The sequence below is a fragment of the Bacillus sp. F19 genome, assembly GCA_023823795.1.
Lineage (GTDB): Bacteria > Bacillota > Bacilli > Bacillales > Bacillaceae > Bacillus_P.
On sequence record CP085711.1, the window covers coordinates 201,790 to 220,004 of the forward strand.

General features: G+C 36.6%; 15 protein-coding genes and 2 pseudogenes. 12 read left to right on the forward strand and 5 right to left on the reverse strand.

All coding sequences use genetic code 11. The annotated features are described in order from the left end of the window. Positions 1-97 precede the first annotated feature (97 nt). From LIT25_26780 to LIT25_26810, 7 genes and pseudogenes are all read left to right on the forward strand, one after another. A complete protein-coding gene (locus tag LIT25_26780; protein ID USK36730.1) occupies positions 98-1,966 on the forward strand; it encodes a DUF2264 domain-containing protein in 1,869 nt (622 codons plus the stop codon). Then, the gene (locus tag LIT25_26785; GenBank protein USK36731.1) at positions 1,951-3,162 is read left to right on the forward strand and encodes a glycoside hydrolase family 88 protein; all 1,212 of its coding nucleotides are present in this window, start codon (positions 1,951-1,953) and stop codon (positions 3,160-3,162) included. The genes LIT25_26780 and LIT25_26785 overlap by 16 nt, the downstream gene beginning before the upstream one ends. Before the next feature lie 28 nt (positions 3,163-3,190). After that, on the forward strand, positions 3,191-7,480 hold the full coding sequence (locus tag LIT25_26790) for an endo-alpha-N-acetylgalactosaminidase family protein (GenBank protein USK36732.1): 4,290 nt from the start codon (positions 3,191-3,193) through the stop codon (positions 7,478-7,480). 70 nt (positions 7,481-7,550) lie between these two features. Next, entirely contained in the window at positions 7,551-8,180 is a 630-nt protein-coding gene (locus LIT25_26795; GenBank protein ID USK36733.1) for a DUF624 domain-containing protein, read from the forward strand. Between the two features lie 125 nt (positions 8,181-8,305). Continuing rightward, positions 8,306-9,136 carry a 5-dehydro-4-deoxy-D-glucuronate isomerase gene (kduI, locus tag LIT25_26800; protein USK36734.1) on the forward strand — a complete coding sequence of 277 codons (831 nt, stop codon included), beginning with the start codon at positions 8,306-8,308 and terminating at the stop codon, positions 9,134-9,136. A gap of 76 nt (positions 9,137-9,212) precedes the next feature. Then, on the forward strand, positions 9,213-9,989 hold the full coding sequence (gene kduD, locus LIT25_26805; GenBank protein ID USK36735.1) for a 2-dehydro-3-deoxy-D-gluconate 5-dehydrogenase KduD: 777 nt from the start codon (positions 9,213-9,215) through the stop codon (positions 9,987-9,989). 37 nt (positions 9,990-10,026) lie between these two features. Further along, positions 10,027-10,188, forward strand: a pseudogene (locus tag LIT25_26810) (iron-containing alcohol dehydrogenase). A 691-nt stretch (positions 10,189-10,879) separates the two neighbouring features. On the opposite strand, the gene LIT25_26815 reads toward LIT25_26810, so the two are convergent. Together LIT25_26815 and LIT25_26820 are read right to left on the reverse strand one after the other, a co-directional pair. Further along, a complete protein-coding gene (locus LIT25_26815; protein USK36776.1) occupies positions 10,880-11,257 on the reverse strand; it encodes a DUF1904 domain-containing protein in 378 nt (125 codons plus the stop codon). Positions 11,258-11,316: 59 nt separating this feature from the next. After that, complete coding sequence (locus tag LIT25_26820) at positions 11,317-11,988, reverse strand: PAS domain-containing protein (protein USK36777.1); 672 nt, start codon at positions 11,986-11,988, stop codon at positions 11,317-11,319. 160 nt (positions 11,989-12,148) lie between these two features. Here LIT25_26820 and LIT25_26825 point away from each other — a divergent pair, with 160 nt between their 5' ends. From LIT25_26825 to LIT25_26835, 3 genes are all read left to right on the forward strand, one after another. Continuing rightward, positions 12,149-12,526 carry a RidA family protein gene (locus LIT25_26825; GenBank protein USK36736.1) on the forward strand — a complete coding sequence of 126 codons (378 nt, stop codon included), beginning with the start codon at positions 12,149-12,151 and terminating at the stop codon, positions 12,524-12,526. Positions 12,527-12,651: 125 nt separating this feature from the next. Next, complete coding sequence (locus tag LIT25_26830; GenBank protein ID USK36737.1) at positions 12,652-13,950, forward strand: MFS transporter; 1,299 nt, start codon at positions 12,652-12,654, stop codon at positions 13,948-13,950. Between the two features lie 18 nt (positions 13,951-13,968). Then, on the forward strand, positions 13,969-14,919 hold the full coding sequence (locus LIT25_26835) for a sugar phosphate isomerase/epimerase (protein ID USK36738.1): 951 nt from the start codon (positions 13,969-13,971) through the stop codon (positions 14,917-14,919). A gap of 289 nt (positions 14,920-15,208) precedes the next feature. Here the strand turns inward: LIT25_26835 and LIT25_26840 are convergent. From LIT25_26840 to LIT25_26850, 3 genes and pseudogenes are all read right to left on the reverse strand, one after another. Beyond that, positions 15,209-16,135: pseudogene (locus tag LIT25_26840) on the reverse strand (IS3 family transposase). Continuing rightward, positions 16,036-16,242: a hypothetical protein gene (locus tag LIT25_26845; protein ID USK36739.1), complete on the reverse strand. Its 207-nt coding sequence runs from the start codon at positions 16,240-16,242 to the stop codon at positions 16,036-16,038. Before LIT25_26845 ends, LIT25_26840 begins: the two are co-directional and overlap by 100 nt. Before the next feature lie 129 nt (positions 16,243-16,371). Beyond that, positions 16,372-16,599, reverse strand: a complete 228-nt coding sequence (locus LIT25_26850; protein ID USK36740.1) for a transposase — start codon at positions 16,597-16,599, stop codon at positions 16,372-16,374. A 269-nt stretch (positions 16,600-16,868) separates the two neighbouring features. Between LIT25_26850 and LIT25_26855 the strand changes: the two genes are divergently transcribed. Together LIT25_26855 and LIT25_26860 are read left to right on the forward strand one after the other, a co-directional pair. After that, positions 16,869-17,006, forward strand: coding sequence for a hypothetical protein (locus LIT25_26855; protein USK36741.1), 138 nt, complete (start codon positions 16,869-16,871; stop codon positions 17,004-17,006). A gap of 117 nt (positions 17,007-17,123) precedes the next feature. Further along, on the forward strand, positions 17,124-18,092 hold the full coding sequence (locus LIT25_26860; protein ID USK36742.1) for a cell wall-binding repeat-containing protein: 969 nt from the start codon (positions 17,124-17,126) through the stop codon (positions 18,090-18,092). Positions 18,093-18,215 lie beyond the last annotated feature (123 nt).

An 18,215-nucleotide genomic window follows, 5' to 3' on the forward strand; every position in this document is an offset into this window, starting at 1 on the left:
ATCAGTTTAAAATCAATCTAATAAGATGCCTGAAACAGGGATTCCCGAAAGGGTCAGTTCTTTTGAGGCATCTCTGTTTCATAGAAAGGGATACAAAATGACAAATGCTTTACAAGAGCTTCATTCCAACCCTTTAAAAACAAAACAAGATGTACAAAGAATTCTTTTGACCCTTATCAAACCTTTTGAAAAGCATTATTCAAGCGGTCATACCCGCATTCATTTAGGCGAAACTGGAGCAGTCCATTCAAGGGAAATAGCAGGTATGGAAGCTTTTATAAGACCATTGTTGGGAATCGTTCCCTATCTTGCAGGCGGTGGGGAGCCCCCTAATTCCCTAAGTGGGATACTAAGAGGGATTGCCAATGGAACGGATCCAAATCATTGCGAATATTGGGGGGACCCAAAAGATTATGATCAGCGTGTAGCGGAGATGCCCATTATTGCATTGGCATTAGCCTATCTTTCAAAAAAAGAGTTGAAGGAGCTTTCCGAAGGGGATAAACAAAATATTTATCGATGGTTATATAAAGCCAATCAAGTAAAAGTCGTTAATAACAATTGGAACTTCTTTAAAGTTGTTATTAATTTAAGTTTAAAAGAATCTGGATTTCCATTTGACCAAAATGTGATGGAAAAAAGCCTCGAAAACATTGAAGAGTTTTATTTGGGTGACGGGTGGTATTCTGATGGCCTAACGGAGCAAAAAGATTTTTATGTTCCGTTTGCGATCCATTTTTACAGCTTGATCTATGCAAAGTTCATGGAAAAAAGCGATCCTCAAAGGACACTGCTTTTTAAAGAAAGAGCGTTACAATTTTCAAAGGATTTTATATATTGGTTTTCAGAAGATGGTTCAACATTTCCATTTGGCAGAAGTATGACATACAGGTTTGCGCAAGGTGCTTTTTGGAGTGCACTTGCATTTGCAGAAATTGAAGAATTCAATTGGGGTATGTTGAAAGGAATGATATTGAGAAATTTGCGTTGGTGGTTCGAACGCCCGATATTTACTAGAGATGGATTGTTATCCATTGGTTACGGATACCCGAATTTAGCCATGGCGGAAAACTACAATGCCCCAGGATCTCCCTATTGGGCTTTTAAAATTTTTTTAATATTAGCTCTTCCCGATGATCATCCTTTTTGGACTTCACAAGAGGAGAAGATGCCTGATTTAAATGAAAAGTCCGTACAAAAGCATCCTGGTATGATCATTTGCCGTGATTCAAAGCATAAACACGTATTTGCCTTAACCTCTGGGCAATATGCCGATTTTGAACCTCATCATTCTGCAGAGAAATATTCGAAATTTGCGTATTCCAATGTTTATGGTTTCAACATTTCCAAAGGTGCTTATGGAATAACGAATACAGCACTTGATTCAATGCTTTTACTCAGTGAAAACGATGACAATTATAGGATGAGAAGAAAATGCGAAAAAGCTGAAATATACGAAGATGTGTTATTTTCAGTGTGGAAACCTTGGCGTGATGTTTGGATAAGCACTTGGTTAATTCCGGTCTCTCATTGGCATGTCCGGGTTCATCATATTTCCACCAGACGGATTCTGAACTCAATGGAAGGCGGTTTCGCCATACCTAATGATGAAATTGAAATTTTTAAAGATAAGAATAGCTTATATGTAAATACACAACTTGGTGCTAGCGGAGTTTTGAGTCTATATGGAGATCGGAAGCCTATCGAAAAACATGGCCAGCCTAATGCTAATTTAATAGATCCACGAATAACTTTAATACCGACACTGACAGGTAATATAACAAGTGGTGAAGCAACACTTTCTATGGCTGTCCTAGCCAATCCAGATAATGCCCTTTTCGATCATTATTGGGTGAGACCACCGAAATTTATAGAAACAAATGATCATTTCTACATTCATAATGCAGAGGATGATCTTGTATATAAAATTGGAAAAAAGGAGCTGGGTTTATGTCACAACTTATGAATGAATCCTTATTTAAAAAAATCCAGGATGAAGGGATTCAAAATAAAGGGCTTTTAGAAAGGCAATCAAATTTATCCCAAAAACAAGTTGAAGAAGCAATTCGATATGTCTTAAAAAAGATTGATGAAAATCTTTCTACATTCACACACAAATTCCCTTCATCATCTAGTGAACATTTGAACTACCGGGCAATTGAAAACATTGATTGGACGGGAAGCTTTTGGACTGGAATGCTGTGGTTGGCTTATGAGGTGACAGGAGACAATAAATATCGTGATGTTGCAGAGATCCAACTTGAGAGTTTCAGAGAGAGACTCGATAAAAAAATCCATTTGAATCATCATGATGTTGGCTTTTTATATACCTTATCTGTTGTAAGTGCTTATAAACTCACTGGGAACAAAGAGGCAAAACAAATAGCACTAGATGCCGCTGATTTACTTATGACCCGATATTATGATGAGGCGGGGATTATTCAAGCTTGGGGTGATTTAAATGACCCGAAACAACGAGGAAGGATCATTATTGATTGCAATATGAACCTCCCTTTACTTTATTGGGCATTTGAAGAAACAGGCAACCCAAAATATTACGATGCGGCATATAGTCATATTCAAAAAGCGGCAAATTATATCGTTCGTGATGACGCCTCTACGTACCATACCTTTTATATGTGCCCTGAGACTGGAAAACCATTAAAAGGAGATACGAAACAAGGTTATTCTGACGAATCTTGTTGGTCGAGAGGACAGGCATGGGCTATGTACGGCTTCCCGCTAAGCTATCATTATACCAAGGATTGGCGTTTAATCGAAACGGCAAAAAAAAATACCAACTATTTTTTAAATCGTTTACCAGATGACCTTGTTTGTTATTGGGATCTAATTTTTACAGAAGGAACAGAAGAGCGGGATAGTTCTGCAGCGGCAATTGCAGCATGCGGCCTGCTTGAATTATCTAAATATTTGCCATTATCAGATGATAATAAAAGGGTTTATGAAAATTCTGCATTAGGAATTATGAGTTCATTAATGGATCGGTATACAACAAAGGATAAACAATCAAACGGGATTTTATTACATGCTGTGTATCACAAAGGTGGAAACCTTGGCGTTGATGAGTGCTGCATTTGGGGCGACTATTTCTATTTTGAAGCATTAGTACGTCTTTCAAAAGATTGGAATTTATATTGGTAAGATCAATACTTTAAAGAGGGTGATAGATTTGAAAAAAATAAAAATTCCTGTTTTGGTATTAATAATCAATTTACTTTTCTTACAGTGTATATTTTCGATGGATCTTTCTTTTCCAAATAAGGTAAGTGCAGTTGAGAACTCCAGCTTCTTTTCAATATCATCAAAGGATTTAAAAGTAACATTGGATTCGGAGTTTCCGAGGGTCATAGAATATGAATGGCTAGCAAATGGAGCGAAGCTTTATGGTCAAAGTGAGAAATTATCGACTGTAAAAATAAATGGGGAAGAATATGACCCTGAAGTAAAAGTAAGGAAAAAGAAAAACCAAGCAGAGTATACGCTCTATTTTGAACCATTAAAAGTCGAAATAAATATGATCGTCCAAGTAAAAAATAATGTATTAGAAATAAAAGCACAAAAAATAAAAGAAAAAGGGTCCTTCAAAGTAGAGACTATAGAGATTCCTAACCACCGTCTATTATCGATTCGCAGCAACCAAGAAGAAGCGAAGGCGGCTACTGTTGACATAAAGTCATGGAATGGAACAGATGAAAAGTTTTTTGATTTGAAAGATTATAATCCAGATCCATCACCTGTTCCAAAAACATATATCATTTTAAATACATCAGAACTATCGGCTTCCATTTATAACAATGCATTTGACTTGCTTCCGGAAGATAACAAAGAGGCTTCAAATATATATGAGAAGCGATATTACTATCAAGTTTTACAAAAGGACAACTATAAGGAACTTGGGGTTTGGAATTATCCGTGGACGTATCGTGAAGTCCACAATGATAAGGAAGAAAAGATAGAACTTCCCTATTCCCGGATCGTCATTACAGCAGATCAAAATAAAGATGGAGATGTTTCTTGGCAAGATGGAGCCATTGGATACAGAGATATTATGGAAAAGCCTAAAGGAGCCGATGTAATCAGAAATACAATCCCTCATATTGCCTATACTCGTGCAAGTCTTGCACAATGGCCATTTACAAGAACATTAGATATGGTCAAAAAGCAATATCTATACACAGATGGCTTCGGTCAATTGCTTCAATATAAAGGGCACCAAGCGGAAGGACATGACTCTAACCACCCAGATTATGGGGTTAATATTAACCCTAAAGCAGGTGGATTAAAAGATTTTAATACTTTAGTAAATGTCGCTGAAAAGTACAATACTTATGTTGGTGTCCATTTAAATCACACTGAAATATATCCGGAAGCGAAGTATTTTTCATATGACTTAGCACGTCCGGTGGATGGTTGGAATTCACTTGATCTCTCTAAGAAAATTAATCGTTATAACGATGCTCTTGATTCAGGACCAACTGGTTTTGCCGCAAGAGTAAAAGAATTGAAAGATAATGTTCCAAACTTAAAATGGATTTATTGGGACGTCTACGATGGTGTAGGATACTCCCAATGGAAACTGGCAAAAGAGGTCATGGACAATGGACTGTTTATGGGAAGTGAGTTTGGCGGCGCCCTTGAGCGATACAGTATTTGGTATCATGTTCCGAAACAAACTAGTAAAGTTACTCGGTTTATAAAAAATCATGTAACAGATTCGTATTTCTACGATCCTATGCTATTGGAATCTAGACATGCAGGATCAATGGGATATGGGGATGACAAGAATGAGGACCAAGGGGTAACAGGACAAACAATAAATGAACAAATAGCTATGTTCTATACAAATAACTTAATTTTTAAATATATGCAGCATCATGAGATTGAGAAGTGGACCGAAAATCAAGAAGTTCTCTTTAATGAAGGACTACAGGCAACGGTCGTTGATAAAGGTCAACCAGAAGAAACAAAAGAATATCAAATGATAAATCCGATTGTTGAATTAAAGAAAGACGGCAAACTGATTGCAAAGTACCAAAAACAATTTAAGCGCTTTAAAGACAATAAGGGTGCCTTAACTTTGAATAAGGAAACCATACCTCAGTTCACACAAATTTTCATCCCTTGGAGCCCAGAGGAAGAAAATAAAATTTACCATTGGAATTCGGAAGGTGGAACAACGACATGGGAACTTCCTGAGAGCTGGAAGAAAGAGAAAAAGGTTACGCTGTATCAATTAACAGATACGGGTAAAAGGTCAGTGACTAAGATTGATGTAAAAGACCAAAAGGTAACAATTGTTGCGCAAAAGAATACACCATATGTTCTTTATAAAGAAAAATCTAATGACCCTATTCGGTCTTTAGAAAAAACTAATTTTGGCGAAGGTGGCCTTGTTAAAGACCCAGGGTTTGACAGTAGAACATTCGATAATTGGAAAGTGACTTCAACAAATGATAAGAAAGACCATGTACAAATCAAGACAAACGCAGCCGGAGATGCTTATCTTGAAGTGAAGGGGAATAATGGAGAGGGTGCAGTATTGGAACAAAAAATAAAAGGGTTAAAAGGAGGGAAAACATATCAGGCATCCGTTTGGGCTGAAGTGGAAAATGGAAGAACGGCGACTATTGGTGTAAAAGATTACGGTGATAAAGAAGTTTATAATGTAATGGAAAAATCAGATATTCCGAATGGGTACTATAATACGTTAATGTATTCTGCGAAAACAAAGCTGCAACGATTAAAAGTCGAGTTCACAGTTCCAAAAGGTCATGGTTCTGCTTACCTTTATTTAAAGGCTAATGCAGTAGGTGATTCCAATAGTGCATCAGCCAGCTTTGATAATATCAGAATAATCGAAATTGACAGGACGGCTAAAGGAGAACACTATTTCTTTGAGGACTTCGAAAGTAATGAAGAAGGATGGGGTCCATTCGTACCTGTGAAGTATGTGAATAGAGCGCATCTATCTGAGACGCACACAGGCTTCACATCGGATACGATCAATGGAAAGTATTCGTTTAAATTCCGTGAGACAAATGCGAATCCTGAGACAAGTGAAGCGGTTCGAACATTGCCAATCAATGTAAAGCTTGAACCAAATACAACGTATACGGTCTCATTCCCATATTGGCTAAAGACGGACAAATCTTATAGTATCGCTGTTACAAGCGGTTTTGGCAAAGAAGCCAAAGACTTATTTGAAGATAAATTAGATTACTCAAAATTTTATTATCATAAAACATTTACGACAGGACCTGAAGGTGACTATGTTTTCAGGATATTAAAGAATGTAACAGGAATGCATGATTTTGTCTTAGATGACTTCACAGTAGATAAAGGTTCTGTAGAACTGCCTAAGGAAACAGTACCTGATCAAGACTTTAACGATGGAGATCTCAAAGAGTGGACTGTTGCATATGGAAATGGAGATATTGAACCAGAAAATAATAAAATGCTGGTGAAGACAGACCGATATCAGACCGTTGCATTAGATGCCAATACAAATGATATTGCAGATGGGGAGGTTGATTTTACCCTCTCGCCAAAAAATAAGAGTATGTCGGGTGTCATTATCCGGTACACCTCCCCTGAAAGTTATACCCGAATCGGATACGATTCTGAATCTGATGGATGGAGATACTGGGATGCACAAGGTCATACAGGAATATTGAATATGCCTGGTATCCCGCTCAAATATGGGATTGAGCATAAAATTAAGCTTAAATATACTGGTAGCCATTACAAATTAGTCGTGGATGGAATTACCTTGTTTGATGGCGAGATTCCTGAGTTAAAAACCACACCTGGACGGTCAGGGTTTGAAGTGCGCAACAAGTCAGAAGTCTATATAGATAATGTCACGATAAAAAATATAGGCGAAGACACAGGGAAAGCAACCCCAATTACGCATGTTCCGATCGAGATCATCGATGAAGATGGTAAAATCAATATCGATTCAAGTGATGATGCTTTTGTCCGTGACGGGGGATTTGCCAGTATCAACTTTGGTTCAGACAGTAAAATGGAATCGAAGCTAGATAGCCCAGGTTATGTTAGAGAATCATTCGTAAAGTTTAATATTAGTCAATTAGAAGCAAAAAAAGATCGTATACTATCGATAAAATTAAAACTTTACATGACGATTGTCGGACAGAATTCGCCAAATCAACAAATAATGCTATTAAATAGTGATCAATGGGACGAAAGCACGTTAACATGGAGCAATAAACCGGAATCTATGGGTACTACCATTGCCCAGCTTATTCCGAAACAGGGAATACATGAAATTGATATAACACAACAAGTAAATGAGGCTATTCAACAAAATGATAAGGAATTGTCTTTCCGTTTATCTGGAACTGAGACAAGAGGAGGAGAGTCCTTCGTATTTTATGGTACTTTTGAAAACTCTAACAAAGAATTTAGGCCTGTGATAGAAGTGAAATTGAAAGAGTAATAGCTTAGAAGGAGGCAACATTATCTTTGTTTGCCTCCTCTCTATTAGATAAAACGCGGAGGAACATTTTATGGAAGAACAGAAAGTTTTAGGTGGTCTTTATATAATAATGAACTGGATTTCAAAGTTATTTATTCTACAGGTCTGCTGGCTTTTGTTCATTTTAATTGGTTTGGGTATATTTGGTATTTTTCCTGCGACTGCAGCCATGTTTGCTATTAGTAGAAAATGGATTCAAGGCGAACGAGATATCCCCATTTTTTATACCTTTAAAAAGTATTATTTTAATGATTTTTCCCATGCGAATTTTTCAGGTTGGAGCATGGTAACAGTAGGGTTTATTCTATTTTTTTATCTAAGGCTATTCAAGGGGTTAGATGGAGTGATCTTTGATTTATTATTTTTCAGTATAGTTATTCTGTCGAATATTTACATCTTCATGTGGTTACTTTGGGCACCTGTGTTTGTCCATTTTCAATTGTCAATTATCCAAATGTTTAAAACATGTTTTCTGCTTACGTTAGGAAACCCATTCCATGCAATCGCAATGTTATCAAGCTGCGGACTATTTTACCTTTTGGTGAAGATGATACCTGGTTTAATTCCTTTCTTGAGTTTTAGTGTACTCGCTTTTGTACTCATGTGGTTTTCCTTTCAAATATTTAATAGAACGAGACACAGCGGAGAAGGAATAACGTAATATGCCGGAGGAGATAGATTTACTGTTGAATAATCAGTGGTTATTAAAATAGAACCTATTCTAGGACTGAGCTAGGGAAAATTTATAGGACCATTAATATTTATCAAAAAAGGAGGATACAAATAATGGAAAGACGTTATTCGGTTCATCCAGAACATGCAAGAACTTTTAATACAGAGGAGCTTCGAAAACACTTCCTCGTCGAAGATTTATTCATCTCAGGTGAAATTAAGCTAACTTATTCAATGGAAGATCGCGTGATTATTGGTGGAATCACACCTTCTACTGAAGCACTTTATTTAAAGGGAAATGATGAGATTAAGGCTACTTATTTCCTGGAAAGACGTGAAGTTGGAATAATAAATGTGGGTGGAAGAGGTTCTATCAAGGTAGATGGAGAAGAATACGTTCTTGAAAAAAAAGATTGCTTGTATATCGGCCTTGGGAAAAAGGAATTGGTTTTCTCCAGTGATTCAGAGGATCAGGTCGCGAAATTTTACATAATATCTGCTCCAGCACACAAAGAATATCCAGTTCAAAAAGCATCCTTTAAAGAAAACCATGGAGATGAGTTAGGTACGAGAAAAAATGCCAATGAGAGAGTCATCCGTCGTATGATTCATCACGAAGGTATTCAAAGCTGTCAAGTGGTAATGGGTCTAACGCAACTGAGTGAGGGGAGTGTTTGGAACTCGATGCCGACACATGTTCATGACCGTCGTATGGAAGTGTACTTATATATTGATCTTGATAAAGAATCAAGAATGTTCCACTTCATGGGAGAGCCAGATCAAACACGTCATATTGTGATGAAAAATGAACAGGCTGTGATTTCTCCACCATGGTCGATTCATTGTGGAAGTGCCACTAGTAACTATGCGTTCATCTGGGGAATGGCTGGTGAAAACAAAACATACACCGATATGGACCTGGTGAAAATGGATGACATCCGTTAAATGATACTCTCCCTTAAACGAGAATAAGTTTGATTAAAAAAATGAAATCCGATCCTAATTTAGGAGGAGTTAAAGTATGGACTTAACAGAGTTTTCGTTAGACTTATTTAAATTAGATGGTAAAGTAGCCATTGTAACTGGTGGAGGGACAGGACTCGGTCAAGGATTTGCAGTTGCACTAGCAAAAGCTGGTGCCGATCTTTTTATCGTAACACATAAACACGAATGGGAAGAAACAAAGAGATTAATAGAATATGAGGGTTGTAAAGTAGAATTCCACCAAACGGACTTAAGTAAAAAAGAAAATATTGATGTTGTTGTGAAGCATTGTATGGATGTATATGGGAGGGTAGATATACTCGTTAATAATGCTGGAACGATTCGTCGCGCTCCTTTGCTAGAATACCAAGATGAGGATTGGAACGCTGTCATGGATCTTAACTTAAATGCTGTATATTATTTAAGTCAAAGAATCGCGAAAATCATGAAAGAGCAAGGTGGCGGAAAGATAATTAACATTGCCTCTATGCTGACGTTTCAAGGTGGGAAATTTGTGCCCCCTTACACGGCGAGTAAACATGGTGTAGCTGGATTAACCAAGGCCTTTGCGAATGAATTAGCGGAACATAATATTCAAACTAATGCAATTGCGCCAGGATACATTGCCACATCGAACACAGAACCTATTCGTCAAGATGAATCTCGTAATAAAGAAATTCTCTCTAGAATTCCAGCAGCGAAATGGGGTAATCCATTTGATTTATTGGGAGCTGTTGTTTTCTTATCTAGCCGTGCTTCAGATTATATGAATGGTCACATACTAGTTGTTGACGGTGGCTGGTTAGCGAGATAGTGAAATTGATGACCAGTGTAACGCTGCCTAAATCTATTCTGCTGCTATAGGAATGGATGCATTAACACATGCTATAGAAGCTTATACTTGCAAAGTTTCTCAACCTATCACAGATGCACTCAGTCTTTATGCAATTGAATTAATTGCTAAGTACCTTCCTTTAGCTGAAGAAAACGGTAATGACCTAGAGGCTAGGAAAAATAATGTTATTTAGTGTAAAAATACTCTGGGGATGAGATATTCTCCAGAGTATTTTTTCTTTATGGAAAGTTATAGGTTTTCACATAGGCTAATTACTATTGTTCTTGACGTAAACAATATGAAAAAAGTTGAGAGTAAGTTCCGAATCCAATTCATCTTGAATGAAGAATTTCTTTTCGTAGGGATCAAATTTAGTAATCAATCCGAATCTTGAAGTAAAAAATCCATCTTTCCATATAGTAGTGTTTTCCCACTAGGATTTCGGATAAAAGTCGTTCAAAGTCTTCAATTTGTGTTTCGTCCAGTTGAGGTTTAGCAGTTTTTACTCTTGGCCAGCATCCTTCAGCATTTTTATGTATTCCGGGCATGAAGGACCCTTGCCATTTCATCTTCCCACGGTCACGAAGAAAGCATCCATTCTATACTTATTTATCGATTGTCAGCCTCTTGGATAATAAGTGTCATAGAGGCCATGCATATTATGAAAAAAGGGCAAGTTCACCAATGGGTGAACTTGCCCAAAATGAAGTAGAATTCATACATAAGTTGTTTGGAATGGCATCATAACTCACAATTCAGCAGGTAATATAGGTTCTATTTTCTTATCAAATTATTTCCGCACCAGAACCCTTATCATATCCACCTGGCATTCCATATTGGAAAGGATTAATTAATGAGATTAAAGATATCTACGTGGATATGGGGCTAAAAAACGCTATTGATTTTAGTCTAAAACAGCATGACTTTCGGTTATTATAATAGGTTGATTCGGAGAAAACCGTAAATACAACCTCTACTTCAGGAAGATCAAAATTCATTATATATGCAGTAAGTGTTTGAGCAAATTGATCACGAATTTCCTGTCCACGCTCGAACCATTTAACCTCAATAGGAGGAAAGGCCTCTGTTTCTTCTCCATTAAATACAAATGTAGAGTTTGGTAGTTCCAATGTAATATTATCCGTTCCACATTCGCAAATCTTTGCGAGATCTTCTACTAATGGTTTGCTTATATTCTTTAATTGTTCGATAGTAATTGCAAGAAATACAATATGCGGTAAGTAAATCCCCTTCGTAATCTTCCTTCTAATTTTTATTTAATAATTGGGTGAACTAGGAATATTGATTACTTTATTTTATTTAAATATCTATAAATAGTAGCTTCTGATGCATCTAAATATTTTGCAACCTCACATACCCCGCCTTTAAGTAAAAAAGCTCCTCTTTCATTCAGTTTTTTTACCACATCTATTTTTTCTTGTGGAGACATCCGTTCAGGTGGAATATCATACTCAGATAAAACCCCTTTAATGAGAGATCGTAGAAGCTCTTCAATATTTTCTTCAAAATTCTCAAGAAGATTTGGGTGAAAAGCAGAATTTGATTGCTCAACATGATCATTTTTTTGATGATCAATCATGATAACATTATCCAAAATGTCTCGCGCTTTTATAAAATCAGTGATATCAATATTAACACAAATCATTCCGATAATTTCATTATTTTCATCTTTTATGAAATAACTGGAAGAGCGGAAGGTATTATTCGTTTTTGAGCTGCTTTTATAATTGCAGATGTAATTTCTATCTTGATAGCTTTTTTCTTTTAATATTTTCAAAGCAAGATCGGTTATTGGACTATTAATCTTTCTTCCGCTAATATGTCCGTTTACGATTTCAATAACTGAATTGTCAGGGGTTGTTACATCGTGCAAAACAACCTCACAATTTTCCCCTAATATATCAGCAATAAAATGCACCATAGGAACATACTTTTTTAGTTTTTCCATATTTTTCATCATTAAATCACACCTTTTTCCATTTTTTTCTTTAGTTTAACAACGATTCTTCAAAATTCAACAATTTTCTGAATTTTTAGTTGATGTTATGATAATTATATTGTATCATGAATAAAAAATATCATCATAATAATTTTTTATTAACAGGAGGTTATATACTATGTACTGCACGATTTCAACAAAAAATGCCCCAAGTGCAATTGGTCCTTATTCTCAAGCTGTAAAAATGGGAAACTTTCTTTTTGTATCTGGACAACTCCCGATTCATCTAGAAACAAATAAAATACCTGAAACAATTGAAGAACAAACGAAACAATCATTGGAAAATGTAAAAGCAATTCTAGAAGCTGCTGGAAGTGATTTAGATCATGTAGTGAAAACACTCGTCTTTATAAAAGATATGAATACTTTTTCGACAGTAAACGAAGTGTATCAAACCTACTTTACAAAAAATTATCCTGCAAGGAGTGCAGTAGAGGTCGCACGTTTACCAAAGGACGCTTTAATTGAAATCGAAGTTATTGCATCTGTTAAGTAATTGGGCAGCTGCTAAGTTGCTTAATATCTTCTATCTATTTATTAGGGGGTGAAAAAGTTTTTTTAAACGATTTATGAAAGCACTTTCATCTTATCTTTTGACAATTTAATAAGGAGGGGTTTAAATTGAAAAATCGAAATAGCAACACGAAGAAATGGTTTACCCTTGCTGTACTAATACTCGGTGGAGGAACGGTTTTTAAGCTGCCTTGGTTAAAAGATGCTTTCTATATCCCAATGATGGATTATTTTCATTTAACACACACACAAATCGGTTTTACACTGACTGTTTACGCTTTTATCCAAACCTTTGGCTACATCATATCTATGTATGTAGCTGACAGGTTTTCCAAGAAGAAATTAATGCCGGTATCTTTAATCGGGATTGGATTAACGGGATTTTACTTGACAACATTCCCAAGTTATTACGAAATCTTAGTCATTTGGGGACTTTTTGCTTTATTCGCAGAAATTGCTTTTTGGCCAGTATTAATCAAATCTGTAAGATTACTGGGAGATTCGGATGAACAGGGAAGAATGTTTGGAATCCTAGAAGCAGGAAGAGGAATCGTAGATACGGTAATCGCATTTACTGCTCTTGGAATCTTTAAATGGCTGGGAGAAGGAGCTGCAGGGTTAAGAGGTGCAATCATCTTCTTTTCTATAACAATGATTGTTATTGCGATTATATTATATTTTCTTCTTGAAGATGATGAAATTAAAACGGTTGATGAGGAAGGCAATAAAATCAACAAAAATAAGGTCGCATTGGAAGGTGCTTTAAAAGCAATAAAAATGCCAGAAATATGGGTAGTTGCATTTACTATTTTTTCAGTATACTCCGTCTACATCGGCTTAACGTACTTTATTCCATTCTTAAAAGAAATCTATGGAATTCCTGTTGCTTTAGTTGGAGTATATGGGATTATTAACCAATATGGTTTGAAAATGTTAGGCGGACCGATAGGCGGATTCCTGGCAGATAAAAAGTTTAAATCTTCATCTAAATATTTGAGAGTGGCGTTTGCAGCATCGATTATAGGGATGATTATATTTATTCTCCTGCCGCATCAAACACTTAATGTATATGTGGGCGTAACCTTTACTCTTGCTTACGGTGCGATCATCTTTTCTCAAAGGGCTGTCTTCTTCGCTCCTATTGAAGAAGTAGGAATCCCGCGAGAAATCAGTGGAGCAGCAGTTTCAATAGCCTGTCTAGTAGGATATGCTCCTTCTATGTTTGCATTTACTCTATATGGAAGTATGTTAGATCGATCACCAGGAATGGAAGGTTACAGACATGTATTTTTGACAATGATTGCGTTCGCGGTTATCGGTTTCATTATTAGCAGTTATTTAGTTAAAATCGTAAACAAGAAAAAACAAAGTCAAGAAAATTTAGAAGCCAATGATATCAATACTTAATTAAAGGTGGGTAAAAAAATGAAAATTGGATTAGAAACAGAAAGCTTTCACTTGCAGTTTATTTCAGGCCGAATGGATATTTTCGGTTTTATCAGAAAAACAGCTGAATTAGGATTAGATGGGGTCATGATCAATATTGTTCCATGGCCTGGATTGCCAGGATGGGGCACGTTAGAATCTTTTGAACCGGAGTATTTAGAGAGAGTAAGAAAAGAAATTCAAAAGTATGGATTTTTCGCTGAAATCGACACAAATGGAACAGATCCAGAACATCTAAAAAAAGTAATTTATGCAGCCCATAGAATAGGAGCAGATGTGATTCGCACATATGCATGTATGGGGGAGTATGATCCTGAAAAACTGAAAAGAGCACCTGAAGATATCAAACAAATTGTACCTTTATTAGAGAAATACAGAATAAAGCTCGCTGTAGAAAATCATGAGGAAGAGTTAACAGATGAAGTTATTCAAGTGATTGAGGAAGTCAACAGCCCTTGGGTAGGTGCTCATTGTGATGTAGGAAACGGAATGATGGCATGGGAGGATCCGGTTGAAGCGGTAAGAAAATTAGCGCCTTATGCATTTACAACCCATTTTAAAGATCATATTATCGTTCATGATGGTGAGGAATACAGGGTATGCGGCGTACCTGTAGGGACAGGCAATATCAATACGGAAGAAAGTTTTAAAATACTGGTTGAGAAATCTACTTTAACTAGAATCAACGTTGAAATGTGCTTCCCATACGCTATCAATTTTAAGAGAGAGCTTGGTGCGGGCGGAGTCTTTACGGTTGGTGAAGGAGCTTTCAAAGTTGAACAACCTCCTTATGATTTAAATGTCATTAAACCATTGGATTACTACTATCCTCCAAAAGAACTGTTAGAACAAATGATTGAAGATCAAGAAAAAGGTACAGAACAATCGGTTAAGTATACACTGGCTTTACGCGATAAATATTGCCGATAATAAAACTAGGATGTTTTTGCAAACTTTGTTACTTTTAATACCCTAAAAATATTAGTTATACACCAAACTTACGAGCTTATGTGCCAAAATAAATAATATATGCTAAATTTTGATTTTATGCGTCAAATCCTATAATGTTCACAAATTTATGCGTATTTGTAATTAGAGGTGAAAAAACAATAATCTTCTATAATAAGCATAAAATTCTGTATCTTAACTTTCTTATCAATTAGGACAAAACAAAAGGCTGCCTGCAAATGATGTGACCCCCAAAAGTTAAAGTTTTATATTATGCTGCTAATTGGCTGGTGTGGATACGGTATTGAACCGGACTCATGCCTGCCAATTTCTGCTTTATACGTTTGTTATTATAATAAATAATATATTCTTCAATCTTCTTTTTTAAATCTTCAAATGAACATCGTACCTCACCGTGATACATCTCTTGTTTCAACAGGCCAAAAAAGTTCTCCATAGGTGAATTATCAATACAGTTTCCTTTTCTCGACATACTCTGAAATACCTTGTTTTCTCTCAGTGTCTTTACCCATTTTATATGTTGATAGTGCCAACCCTGATCAGAATGTATAGTTGTCCTGTATTTTGAGTCTTTTACGATTTCAAGGGCTTCCTCGAGAGGTTTTAACGCAAGTTCTAAGCTTGGGCGCATACTAATCCCATACGAAAGAATTTCACCATTAAACATATTCATGATTGGATTTAGATACAATTTCACACTATATAAACACTTAAATTCTGTGATATCTGTTGTTAATTTTTGATGGCTTACATTTGTGTGAAAACGACGATTAATACGATTCTTCGCAATTGCTCCAACCGTTCCTTTATATGAACTATATTTGCGTGATTTTCGCCTGAACTTTTCACCTTTGAGTCCAAGTTTCTTCATTATACGTTGAACCTTTTTATGATTTACCTTTAAACCTCGGTTTCCTAATTCCAAATGGACACGACGATAACCATAATTGCCGTGGTTTTCTTCAAAAATTAATTGAATGCATGCTTCTAGTTCTTCATCAGGATTCTTCTTCTTCATCATTTTTATGTGATAGTGAAAAGTAGATTCTGGAATACCAACTATTTGTAAAACATCTTTTAATTGGAATTTTTCTTTGAGTTCGAATGATAGCGCTGCTTGTGCTTTTCGAGATAGCCTTCCGGATCCATCTGAAAAGCCCGCAACTTTTTTAAGTAATCTACCTCTAAACGAAGAAGTTCATTTTCTCTTTCCAACTTTTGTTCATAAGTCATTTTCGTTTCTTCTGTTGGTTTGTTCTGTCTTTTCTTAGTCTTATCAGACATAGGTGGCCGTCCTTTTGGTCTTTCCAGAAATTCAGCACCACCCTCCAGAAAAGCTTTTTTCCAAGAAGCGATCATAGGAGGATTTGTTAACCCGAATTGAAGAGCTGTTTCCGTTTCTGAAGAACCTGTTCATTTCATAAAGCTTAATACATCAAGTTTGAATTGAACAGAATAAGTTTCTCTATGCTGCTTTTTTGTCAATCCCTTTGCTCCAAACTTCTCGTATATATCTATCCATCTCTGAACTTGTGAATATGACTTTATACCATGTTTCTTAGCTAAAAGCTTGTGTCCAAGTTTTCCTTCTTGATACTCTCTTACAACCATAAGTTTGAATTCATCACTATACTTAGCCATAAAATAAAAACACCCCAAAGTCAGATTTTACTCTAACTTTTGGGGTGCAGTACCAAAGGTAGCCTTTTGTTTAAAAAGTAGTGCCAGCTTGATGACATGTTTGACGGGAATCCGTAAAAATCATCCCCCTTTGGGGAACATCAGCGCTTCGGCTTCAAAAGGGACAACCCAAGATTAAAAAGAAGAGGAGGAAAGGAAACAACCTAAAAAACACTCAAGAAAGAAGGAAAAGCAAAATCCAAAATCAAAATAACAAAGGGGAATGAAGAATGACTTTAGAATCTATTTTTGAAGTGGTACGAATCAGACAGGAAATCAGGGAAGCAAAAGAAGTTTTTGCCGCTTACAAAATAACTTCCCCAATGGATACAGAGAAGCTTGCGGCAAATGAGGACAGAGATGTATGATTGTGTCGAAAAATTTTATTACAATATAAGTAATATATTGTAATAAATCTATTACATTTTATCCGGTAAAAAAGTATAATATAGAAGTTTGCTAGATTACATACAGGGGGATCTTTTATGAAAAAAACAATTGTATTATCAGCTCTATTTGCTTTGAGCCTTCCTTTTGCTCAGGTAAGCGCAGCTGAAACAGCGCCTACTTACCGTTATGCAGGAGAGGACCGCTTTAAAACATCAGTTGCTCTTGCTGATGAATGGGATGAGTCAGATGTTGCTGTACTTGCTACTGGAAGAAACTACCCGGATGCCTTGAGTGCTACTCCGCTTGCAGCAAAGCACGAAGCTCCATTGCTTTTAACAGATACGAATGCTGTTCCAGGCAGCGTAATCACAAAATTAAAAGAACTTGGTGTGACAAAGGTTTACCTGATCGGCGGAACTGGCGTCATCTCAACTGCTGTTGAGACTCAGCTGAAAAATGCAGGAGTAAAAACCATTACACGTATTGCCGGGACTGACAGATACGATACGTCTGTCAAAGTGGCGAAGGAGGTAGGAATGGAATCAGGAGGTCTTGTGGTAGCTTCAGGTGAAAATTACCCGGATGCCCTATCCATTGCTCCGCTTGCCGGGATTATTCAATCCCCGATTCTGTTAACTCGAAGCACAGATCTTCCGGGTGCCGTTAAGAATTATGTCAAAGCAGCAGATGCAGATTTCGCCATTGTTGCAGGAGGATCAGCAGTCGTATCAGAGAAGGCTACAGAAACGTTACCGGAAACAATCAGATTGGGCGGAAGCAACCGTTATGCGACGAATAGCCAGATTGTAGATTTTGCTGTTGATGCAGGTATCTATGATATGGATTATCCTTTCATTGCGACAGGCACTAACTTCCCGGATGCTCTTTCTGCCTCTGCAGTTGCAGCAGGCTGGTTCAATGGTGTGATTCTGACAGATCCAAACGAGCCTAAAGCGACAACAAAACAGACTGTACAGAAATATGCAGACCTTGCTGAAGAATATGAAATCGTCGGTGGCGTACAAGCATTGCCTGACAGCACGATTGCAAAACTATTCCAATAATCTCGCTTAAAAAGCCCTGATTCTTATCAGGGCTTTTTATCTTTTGTTTCGATAAAAATACCTTTCCAGATAAAATGACTAATCGAATAAATTCATATTTTCTAGTAATAATTACATAACCTC